The organism is Xenorhabdus bovienii SS-2004 (assembly GCF_000027225.1).
Taxonomy (GTDB): domain Bacteria; phylum Pseudomonadota; class Gammaproteobacteria; order Enterobacterales; family Enterobacteriaceae; genus Xenorhabdus; species Xenorhabdus bovienii_C.
The window spans coordinates 301,746-311,526 of the sequence record NC_013892.1 but is presented as its reverse complement, the minus strand read 5'-3'; the positions used below and the strand labels follow the sequence as shown (position 1 = coordinate 311,526).

Genomic DNA, 9,781 nt, shown 5'->3' with positions numbered 1-9,781 from the left:
AGATGACATAATATGTCATCTAACGACAATATGTCACCGCGTGACATATTGTGTCAAATGACATTTTACTGATAGTATCATTAGTTAACTATTACATAAGTGTCCTTTTATGCGATAATGGAGGCTCAAACACCGATCACTTATTCCAGACAGGAGGAAACAGGCGCGTGACAGATAGAGAAAAAGTTGGCCGCCGTGAGCGGAAGAAGCTTATGCTGAGGGATGCCCTAATTAAGACATCTTACGAACTTTTTGCTATTAAGGGATTTGATGAAACTCGAGTAGAAGATATCACTGAAAAAGTTGACGTTTCTACCCGCACTTTTTTTCGATATTTTTCCTCAAAGGAAGATGTTGTCCTTGACTACCAAGAGGCAGAACACAAAGACTTTATTGCCGCGCTCATCCGCCGTCCACCTCATGAACCCGCGTTATCAGCATTACGGCATACCGCTGTCGAAATTATGAGAAAATGTGAAGGAGGTTCTTATGGCTTTAATACAAACTGTTTCATGACCCTTCAAGACTTGATAAGGAACCATCCTTTAGTTCGGGCAAAAAATCTTCAGCGCGGAGAGGATCGGAAACCCCCTATCATTTCATTAATCGCTCAACGTATGGGAACCGACCCTAAAATAGATATTAGACCAGGCATCTTAGCCGGCGTTTTAGATTATGCGCATTGGGCTACATATGACGTTTGGAAGCGGAAAAAACACTCTTCTATGCGTTACTCAGATGTTCTTGATGAAGTATTTCTCATTATCGAGAATGGTCTCAACTTTCCAGCAAACAATCAGCCGGATATCTAGTGACTTTACCCTAGATAACCGAAAGGTTCGGGTAAACGCAGGCCGGGGGTTATTAACGACCGACTAAAAAGCGCTGGATGAGAATGGATTTTGGTCATTATCACTGGAACGTAAAAAGGACCTTTCGGTCCTTTTTTCTGTGGCTTGCAGACTTTCATAAAAATCTACAATCCTGAATTTGGAGCGGGAAACGAGACTCGAACTCGCGACCCCAACCTTGGCAAGGTTGTGCTCTACCAACTGAGCTATTCCCGCATTGCTGATGACTACTGTCAGCCTTAATTTCTAGATACGAACATCCTACAACCATTTGATTTAAAGGAGTTTTATATATTTACGTACCAAGATGGGCGCCATTATGAACTTGTTTGGAGAAGATGGCAAGCTCTTTGCACACAACCCAATACCAAACGTTCAAAATACATGCTAACTGACGTGACGTGGACATTTTACACCCGTTGTTACCCTCATTTTCCTGCCGCATAGTAGCCTGATATGCATAAACAAACCAGACAGTACCGACAGTTGACTCCCGAGCAAAGATATCAGCTTCAAGCCCTGTATAACAAAGGCTTTCCACAACATTTCCGGTGCGGAACTGTCGGCCAGTTTGGCGACCACCGGATAGGGGATCGGCGGGGTTGATGCGCCCATCGGAGTTTTACACACATCCGGCAACAGGCCGACGATCAGCCATTCACCGGCCGTCCGGACGATGTAGTTATCAGCCATCCTTTTTCTCCTCTTCTGGTGGGGCCATTTTGAGCAACGGCGCATCCGGGTTGATTTCAAATCGCGCTTCCGCCACCCGAATGGGCAGCGCGGTTTTCACATTCAGCCGACAGGTCAGATGCAGCGTCAGCGCCTCGCTGTCGAGCATTAACGTATCGAGGCGCATCGGCACGGGCAACATCCTCCCGTCGTGCAGCCGCAGCAAAATAAACGGACGATGCCCCGGCAGGGTGACATGCAGGTGCCCGCCAGTCGGCATCGTAAGTGCCGGCAAGCTGGCGGCGGGGCAGCCACGGCCGGCCGAGAAAGCCCAGCCCCTGCGGCTGGCAGGCGGGTGTATCGGCAGATAATGTTCCCGCCAGCTGTTTCGCAAAATGCGGTGCCGTGAACGGTACCTCCGGCGCGCTAATGCGGGGGGCTGGGCAACGGGTAAGTGGTTTGGCGTTGGCATACCACGGCGTGATAAATCCCATTCCCAGCGGATTGGTTTCACAGGCGGCGTGAGCAACCGGCGCTTTTTCTCCGTCAGGGTGTTGCTGGCGCTGTGCCGATGTCAGCCGATCGCTTTCCTTAAGCTGTGCAACTGCTTTATCATCCGCCTGAATTTTGCATTCGCCCCCAAAGGCGTAGCGATAATCCAGCGGCAGTGTTGAAAACGGTTTCGGGTCGGTCAGTTGCCACTGACCGCCAGCATCACGAATAAATTCCCGTTCACCGGTCACGGTCAGGGTTTTGTCGAGCAGGGTCTGCCCCTGTTTGCTTTGCACATGCAGCCGGACCGGAAACGCCGTGCAGGGTCGGTTATCCGGTGCATATGCGGTGCCGTTAACAATCACGTCACAACGCGGTTTAAACGGGGCCAGGTCACTCTCCTGCAACACCTGTGAGGCATTCATCTGCCCGCGGTATTCATCCTGTAAACACAGCGGCGGCGCGGGCAGCAGTTCGGCCAGACAATGGCCGCGACGGTCAGGCAGCAACTGATAACCGATTTTCATCACCATCACACGGTGCTCTGTATCCGCCACATCCAGCATTGAATAGTTCATCACTGCAAAGGGGGTCAGGTTACGAAATTCCATCCCGGTGTATCCTCCTTAGTTCAGGTCGATGTCTTTGCCGGTGATTTGTACCGGGCCACTCGCCTCGAACTTAAACTCGGTGCCAATAAGGGTAATTTTGCCGCTGCTGTCCATGCGCAGGGTACTGGCACCGCATTGCAGCTCAATCACATCCCCGGCCTTGATGGACAGGGTGTTACCGACGATAACCGACTTATGGACGCCCACCTGTTCGCTCTGGCTTAAGGCGACGGCCGTATTCATGACTCCGCCGACGGTCAGGGTGTGAGCCGCTCTTAAAAAAGAATAAATCTGGAAGATCATGCTGATATTTCCGACTTCTTGTTCATGTATAAAAATCGATCATTCCAAATAAATTGTTTCTTCTGGCAACAAATTGTAAGCCATATCCAATTTATTCATTTTGACCAATTCATGAATCTGATGTGCCCTATTCGTAATATCCTCAATGTTGATAATCCATTTATTTACATAACGTTCCACTGCTTGATTACGCAGACCAATCTGTATAGTTCTCTGTTCTAACTTATTTAAATGAATGTCTCGTTCAGGATCCCATTGAATAACCACATCACTTTGTTGAACTTCTTTTTTCCACTCTTCCTGAGAATAAAACAAATCAGGGTCATAATGACTAATCACCCCCTGCTGCAAAATTTCTCTAAATCCCTCATGTGTGATATCAATAGCCAAAATACGTTCTTGACCACTATCTTTCGTTCCCCAACCAGCACGATACATCATCCATAAGAATGAAGGCTTAATCCATGTCATACGCGTCATGCTAAAAGGGGGAGAAACGAACGTGTTATGTTTAATCGCACTGTCAGCAATAGTAGCAGAATAAGCCTGATATACTCTAACTGATTGTTGGGTCGTGTATTAAATAGTTAGAATGCTCACTAAATATAGTTTTCACGCTCAATGAAAGTGCCTATCACTTTATCGTGCATTTCTTCAGATTTGGAATAACCGATTGTTTTTCTATTCAGCCTTTTTATTCGGGTACGATGGGTAAGGTTGGTTCTCTCTATACGTTGGGTAAATATCTTTCCAGTAAGATGGACTTCTTCAGGAAGACAATCATAAACGGCATAATCATCCGTACAGTAAAACCGGATATTAAAGGGTGACAAGAGTGCCAGTAGTTTTTCCCATGTTTTTCTGCTGTGATCCCCAAAAGTATGTGCCACTATCCGTTTCATACGCGGCTCCCAGGCATACCAGAGCCAGCGCTGATTTTTCTGACTCCCCACAAACGACTCCTGCTCATCCACTTCACAGATAAGATGAATGTCATCCCCGTCAAGAGGAAGCGTCGTCACGTTCCGGGGGTTGAGTTTTTAAGCGTTTTCATCACAGTAGCTGTTGCCACCTTCAATACGCGGGCCGTGTCACGGATGCCGCTGTTATTCATCGCCATATCAATAGTCTGCTCTTTGACTCCCGGTTTGCAAGCTTGATAGGTGTATGCCAACTGAAAGACTTTACTGCAGGCATAGCAGCGGTAGCGGGGATAACCTCTATGACCTTTTCCCTGTCCTTTGACATCTTCTGATTGGTGACAATAACGACAATCAACTTCTACTTTAGCCATGTTCCACCACGAAATACCGGAAGATTATCATAACAACTAACTATTTAATACATGACCCCAACTGAAAGACCTTACAGCAGCTATAACAGCGATAACGAGGATGTCCGCCATTTCCTTTCCCATGTCCTTTGACCTGTTCTGATTTGTGGCAATAACGGCAATAGACATCAACTTTGGCCATACTTCATCCTTAAAAAGCCGGAAGCATATCACAGCAACTAACCATTTAATACATGACCGATCATTCCGGCTTTTGGATTAATCATGTAATTATTTTTTGTTAATATTACACTTTCTATTTACTAAAATTCCCATGAAAATTTCATGGTAATTGTAATCAGGAGGACTAATTCTTTCTAAAAAAAGTTTTAATTTATTCATATTTTCAATATAAATATTAATTTCTGACTTTTCATAGCTAAGATCACCCAATAAATCATCAAACCCATGAAAATCTCTACCTATATATCCTCTTTTACCCCAAAATGCTTCTCCAAGCATGCAAAAGAAGTCAAGATAATTATTGATGCCTTCTAAGCTTAGTGAGGCATTAAGTATTTTATTAGGTTTTGGTGGGAAAATTTGCTGCCAGTATAAACATGCGGTTAACCATAGATTTTTTGCTTCTATGCATTTGTTGTTTTTCCAGTAGATAAAATCATTTCCTTTAACCCACTCTTTTAAAATAGCAATAATGGTAAGAGGTGGCTCATCAGAAGTTTTTATTACGAATGAAAACCCTTGGCTGTTTGTTAGAGTATTTTCTTTGTCTATTATATGACCATTAAATTCAAATGCACATATCCCATTGATATAATAGGATATAGTAATAGTGTCTTCTTTTTTTACTTTGACACTACTCTGCATCTTTATTTCTTTTGATCTTAATAGAATCAATCCAAAATCATCGCTTTCATGATTACTCAGGTGAAAAAAGTCAATATCATCGGCTATAGCGCATTCTACATCATTAATATATATGCAATATTTACTGTGGATCATAGTATTGCCATTCTGTTGAATAATTTAATGTTTATCATTTCATTGACTTGTGCCCTGGATATTTACCACCATCGGGGTACCAAGGACTCGGAAATTTATAGACTTTTTCGTAATCATGATTTAATACATATCCATATATTTTTTGACCATTCGGTAATGTTTGTTCTAGTATGCGATGGTGTGGGTCAAGCCCTTTTCCTGAATGAACTACTTGCCATTCTTTAGCTCCGATCCAGAATTTATTCGTTTTTCCTTTTCTATCTTCTAGGTTTTTTTGAATTCCAGTATCTTTATGTACCCTTGGAGTACCTTTTCCTGTGATTATCTCTTCATATTCTCCCCTAACGCTTAGGTACTGGGTTTGGTGAAGATAATTTAGTGAACTTATCGCAATCTTTGCCCGCCAACCCAAACGGATCTACCCATCCTGTGGGATTATGCACATACCCGTAGGGATTCACTCCCCCCGCCAGCCCTATCGGGTCCGGTGTCAGGTACTGCCCCGTCTCCCGATCATAATACCGAAAACGGTTATAGTATAATCCACTTTCCTCATCTTCATACTGCCCCACAAAACGCAGGTTGCAGCTAACGTGATAATCCGCATCATTGGAGGCCAGCACCTGAGATTTCTCCGCCCTGCCCCACGTCGTCAGCCGCTGTGCCCACACCAGCCGCCTTCCTCGTTCAGCATTTCCCGGGGCGTACCCTGATGATCGCTGACGATGTAATGCAATTTACCCCATTCATAACGCGCCGACGGCGTAAGTTTACCCGGTTCGTACAGCCAGCGGATACGCTGATCTTCGGCGGGCGTGCCATCCGCATACAACGGCGTTTCCTCAATCAACTGGTCGCCGCTCCACAGGTAATCCTGCCCCATCATGGTACGGGGTTTCGGCGTCATATCCGGCTTGCCGTCCAGCCAGCGCTGGAGATTCGCAGCGGCCAGTTTACCGTCATGGACTTTGAGTTTCCGAATGCGCCGCCCGAACGCATCATACTGGTAATGCCAGCGCGAGCCGTCCGGAGTTTCACACTGGGTCAGCTGGTTCAGTGCATCCCAGCGGTAGCGCCACACTTGTGGCCGAAAACCATCGCGCTGTGCGGTCTTTTCTACCAGCCGCCCGCTGTCATCATAGCGGTAGCTGACATCACCGCGCCGGATAACCCGCCCGGCCTGCTGGCACTGGGTCATTTGCGTCACGGCACCTTGCGCGTCCAAAAAATAAAGCCGGAAGATCACAGGGATCTTTCCGGCTTATATTTTCTGAGTTAATTATCTATAACAACATTGAAATTTTCATTTTTTTTACAATAAGTTAAAAAATCAATGCATGTATTCTTTTCTCCATTGAGTGCGATGCAACCAAAGCCAGTATCTTCATGAGGATAAACACCTATATTGAGGGCAGGGTTTATGTAAAAACAAACCTGACCTATTACCCCCGCATGACACATAATAAGTTTTGAAAGATCGATAAAATCATTTTTTGTAAAACTAAAACTTAATGAATGTGCTGGTAATAATGTTTCTCCATACAAATAATTTTCATAGCTTTCTGTCATCGGAAGTAATAAGTTTTTTTCTTTGACGCTATGGTAAATTTCTTGATATCTCGCAATTGTCTCTATGTCATCTTCTTTATCATCGTCAAACGAAAGGGCAGTAATGATTGTCGGACTAGCATGTTTTCCTTCAAAGAAATCAGAAAATAACTCAATGGATTCATCAATAAGGTGATAAGAGAAATCATGTTTTCTTTCGAAAAAACCAACCCAATTTACAGATGAACTGAATCCACTAAAATTAAATTCACTTAGTGAAAAATTATTATTTATCAATTTTAATGATTTTTCCATCACTCATACCTATAGTTATTTTATGTCTTGGTTTAGGTTCTGCTTTTCCAATACCAACTTTCCACTCACCCTCTTTATCGCTATGTGTAGTATTACTTTTACTCCATATCTCATTTGTATTCTTATTCTTATAATTACCACCTTTTATTTTGGTAAAATCATCTGGGTGAGAGGTTGGTGTTCTAACAAAATCTCCTACATCTGCACTATTTACTTTTTTCTTCGGATTGTCTAAGTGACATTTTGCCAGCCCAAAGGGGTCAATAAAATTGACCGGATTATCAACATACCCATACGGATTCAGCCCGCCCAATAGGCCAATGGGATCCGGCGTCAGGTACTGCCCAGTTTCCCGGTCATAATACCGAAAACGATTGTAGTATAACCCACTTTCTTCGTCTTCGTACTGCCCCATAAACCTGAAATGGCACCCCACATGATAATCCGGGTCATTTGAGGCAATGACCTGCGACTTCTCTGCTTTCCCCCACGTCGTCAGCCGCTGTGCCCACACCAGCCCGCCTTCCTCGTTCAGCATTTCCCGGGGCGTACCCTGATGATCGCTGACGATGTAATGCAATTTACCCCGTTCATAACGCGCCGACGGCGTAAGTTTACCCGGTTCGTACAGCCAGCGGATACGCTGATCTTCGGCGGGCGTGCCATCCGCATACAATGGCGTTTCCTCAATCAGCTGATCCCCGCTCCACAGGTAATCCTGCCCCATCATGGTACGGGGTTTCGGCGTCAGATCCGGCTTGCCGTCCAGCCAGCGCTGTAAATTGGCTGCCGCCAGTTTTCCGTCGTGCACCTTGAGTTTGCGGATACGCCGCCCGAAAGCATCGTACTGATAGTACCAGCGGGAACCGTCCGGAGTTTCACACTGGGTCAGCTGGTTCAGTGCATCCCAGCGGTAGCGCCACACTTGTGGCCGGAAACCATCGCGCTGTACGGTCTTTTCTACTAGCCGCCCGCTGTCATCATAGCGGTAGCTGACATCACCGCGCCGGATAACCCGCCCGGCCTGCTGGCTCTGGGTCATTCGCGTCACGGCACCTTGCGCGTCCAAAAAATAAAGCCGGAAGATCACAGGGATCTTTCCGGCTTATTCTTTAAATTCTGTCAAATTCTATACTGTTAGGTGGAAAACCGTCAGGAAATGACATGCACTTGATCTTTCTGGATAAAACACCTTCTAAAAAATCAGTGAAGTTTTCTTGTCTATATTCAACTTCTGGTGCCCTTGCAGCAATAATGGCTACCTTCCATAATTCACTGTCATCTGATGATACAACCCAAAAGATATAGTCACCGTTATCAGTAACGCCTATGGGAAGCAATCCATCTTTTTTAGGATAAAGAATAAACGGATAGTAATCCGGATCAGATTCAACAAGAGAATTAAAATCCTCAATAATCCATTCCTTCTGCCTGAAAAAATTCAGATCATCATCTTCGCTAAATGGGTTAAATATAGTGATAAAATCGGCAATTCTGCCCGTGCCATATTGAGTGATAAAATCAATATAATCTTTAGGAAAAGCGTGCCGCTCATCTATCAACGACCATTTTCTGTTCTGACCATTTTCATTTGGATGGATAGGTAAGGGCAATATATTATTTAAACTCTCGATACTCATTATTTACATTCCTGGAGGGTTAAGAACAGTTACATACTCATAGAATCCGCCCGAACCTTCAGCCTTCATTGTAATACCAGCTGGTATTCTGGAAGGGTCCTTATAAATAGGAACAGAACTCATTTCGACAACTTGTCCTTGTTCTAAGGCTTTTCTTATTCGACCCTCGATTCCACTCATGAAAGGAGTATTAGCAGGTCGTTGTTGAAGGGTGACTAAGTTCCTAAGTAAGCGTACGGGGAACCCCACCTAGCCAGGATAAATCCATTGATTAAAATAGTTTCACCTATTCTGATGATGGAAAAAACTCACATGAGCCAATCCAGGTTTACTCAAGCCGAGTGGCGGGACCTGTTTGAACAGCAGAAAAAATCCGAACTGACTGTCCCGCAGTTTTGCCAAAAAATCGGTGTGTCGACAACCCGGTTCTATCACCACCGCCAACGCACCTCCCATCCACCAGAAAAGCCGTCTGGGCTGGCTTCACCGTCTGCTTTTATTAAAGTCAGCACCGCTCAGAAAAAATCCGCCTCATCCAGCATACTCCCCATCTTATTTGAGACACCACATGGCACACTGCGTTTTCCTGCCGGCACGGATAAGCATGTTATCATTGCGATTATTCGGGGGCTCGCCGCATGAAAATGTTTGTGGATGTGCCGGAGGTGTATTTGTGCCGCTCATTTATCGACTTCCGAAAATCCATCAACGGGCTGGCGGTCTGGGTGGAGCTGGAAATGCAACTGTCTCCGACGCAAACCGCGTTATTCCTCTTTTGCAACAAGAAGCGGGATAAACTCAAAATCCTCTACTGGGATAAAACCGGGTTTGCGCTCTGGTACAAACGGCTGGAGAACGCGAAATTCAAATGGCCCACCGCCGTCAACAGTGCCTCCCTGACCCTGACAGAGCAGCAACTGCACGGGTTGTTATCGGGTTATGATGTCATCGGGCACCAGCCCTTCTCCGTACAGGATTGCCATGTCGCCTGATCCCTTGATGATCATCAAACCAACGGGCATTAATTACGCTTTTTCGCCGGGGATGGCATAA

11 protein-coding genes, 1 tRNA gene and 3 pseudogenes are annotated in these 9,781 nt (G+C 45.3%); 3 read left to right on the top strand and 12 right to left on the bottom strand.

Translation table 11 applies throughout. The annotated features are described in order from the left end of the window. Positions 1–167 precede the first annotated feature (167 nt). On the top strand, positions 168–812 hold the full coding sequence (locus XBJ1_RS01340) for a TetR family transcriptional regulator (RefSeq protein ID WP_012986919.1): 645 nt from the start codon (positions 168–170) through the stop codon (positions 810–812). Positions 813–991: 179 nt separating this feature from the next. On the opposite strand, the gene XBJ1_RS01335 is transcribed toward XBJ1_RS01340, so the two are convergent. The 12 genes and pseudogenes from XBJ1_RS01335 to XBJ1_RS01280 form a co-directional block, all read right to left on the bottom strand. Next, positions 992–1,067: transfer RNA gene (locus tag XBJ1_RS01335), tRNA-Gly, on the bottom strand. 171 nt (positions 1,068–1,238) lie between these two features. Next, positions 1,239–1,544 carry a PAAR-like domain-containing protein gene (locus tag XBJ1_RS21155; RefSeq protein ID WP_012986916.1) on the bottom strand — a complete coding sequence of 102 codons (306 nt, stop codon included), beginning with the start codon at positions 1,542–1,544 and terminating at the stop codon, positions 1,239–1,241. A gap of 56 nt (positions 1,545–1,600) precedes the next feature. Then, positions 1,601–2,626, bottom strand: a complete 1,026-nt coding sequence (locus XBJ1_RS01325) for a DUF2169 family type VI secretion system accessory protein (RefSeq protein WP_012986914.1) — start codon at positions 2,624–2,626, stop codon at positions 1,601–1,603. Between the two features lie 15 nt (positions 2,627–2,641). Then, positions 2,642–2,929, bottom strand: coding sequence for a hypothetical protein (locus tag XBJ1_RS01320; protein ID WP_012986913.1), 288 nt, complete (start codon positions 2,927–2,929; stop codon positions 2,642–2,644). A gap of 39 nt (positions 2,930–2,968) precedes the next feature. Continuing rightward, a pseudogene (locus XBJ1_RS01315) lies at positions 2,969–3,490 on the bottom strand (DUF4291 domain-containing protein); the annotation flags it as partial. Positions 3,491–3,528: 38 nt separating this feature from the next. Next, a protein-coding gene (locus XBJ1_RS20435; RefSeq protein ID WP_143827614.1) for an IS1 family transposase occupies positions 3,529–4,223 on the bottom strand; the annotation gives its coding sequence in 2 pieces (ribosomal slippage) (positions 3,529–3,971 and positions 3,971–4,223; 696 coding nt in all). 40 nt (positions 4,224–4,263) lie between these two features. Continuing rightward, positions 4,264–4,404, bottom strand: coding sequence for an IS1 family transposase (locus XBJ1_RS19245; RefSeq protein ID WP_080515930.1), 141 nt, complete (start codon positions 4,402–4,404; stop codon positions 4,264–4,266). Between the two features lie 89 nt (positions 4,405–4,493). After that, positions 4,494–5,225, bottom strand: a complete 732-nt coding sequence (locus XBJ1_RS01300) for a hypothetical protein (RefSeq protein WP_038198258.1) — start codon at positions 5,223–5,225, stop codon at positions 4,494–4,496. 401 nt (positions 5,226–5,626) lie between these two features. Beyond that, positions 5,627–6,420 (bottom strand): annotated as a pseudogene (locus XBJ1_RS22235) (RHS repeat domain-containing protein); the annotation flags it as partial. A gap of 80 nt (positions 6,421–6,500) precedes the next feature. Continuing rightward, positions 6,501–7,088 carry a hypothetical protein gene (locus XBJ1_RS01290; protein WP_012986906.1) on the bottom strand — a complete coding sequence of 196 codons (588 nt, stop codon included), beginning with the start codon at positions 7,086–7,088 and terminating at the stop codon, positions 6,501–6,503. Beyond that, positions 7,060–8,124, bottom strand: a pseudogene (locus tag XBJ1_RS01285) (RHS repeat domain-containing protein); the annotation flags it as partial. The pseudogene XBJ1_RS01285 and the gene XBJ1_RS01290, both read right to left, overlap by 29 nt. Positions 8,125–8,200: 76 nt before the next feature. Beyond that, complete coding sequence (locus XBJ1_RS01280) at positions 8,201–8,728, bottom strand: SMI1/KNR4 family protein (RefSeq protein WP_012986904.1); 528 nt, start codon at positions 8,726–8,728, stop codon at positions 8,201–8,203. A gap of 267 nt (positions 8,729–8,995) precedes the next feature. Here XBJ1_RS01280 and tnpA point away from each other — a divergent pair, with 267 nt between their 5' ends. Both tnpA and tnpB read left to right on the top strand, forming a co-directional pair. Then, the gene (tnpA, locus tag XBJ1_RS01275) at positions 8,996–9,370 is read left to right on the top strand and encodes an IS66 family insertion sequence element accessory protein TnpA (RefSeq protein ID WP_143827613.1); all 375 of its coding nucleotides are present in this window, start codon (positions 8,996–8,998) and stop codon (positions 9,368–9,370) included. A 29-nt stretch (positions 9,371–9,399) separates the two neighbouring features. Further along, positions 9,400–9,720, top strand: coding sequence for an IS66 family insertion sequence element accessory protein TnpB (gene tnpB / locus XBJ1_RS01270; RefSeq protein WP_158304278.1), 321 nt, complete (start codon positions 9,400–9,402; stop codon positions 9,718–9,720). The last annotated feature ends 61 nt before the right edge of the window (positions 9,721–9,781 follow it).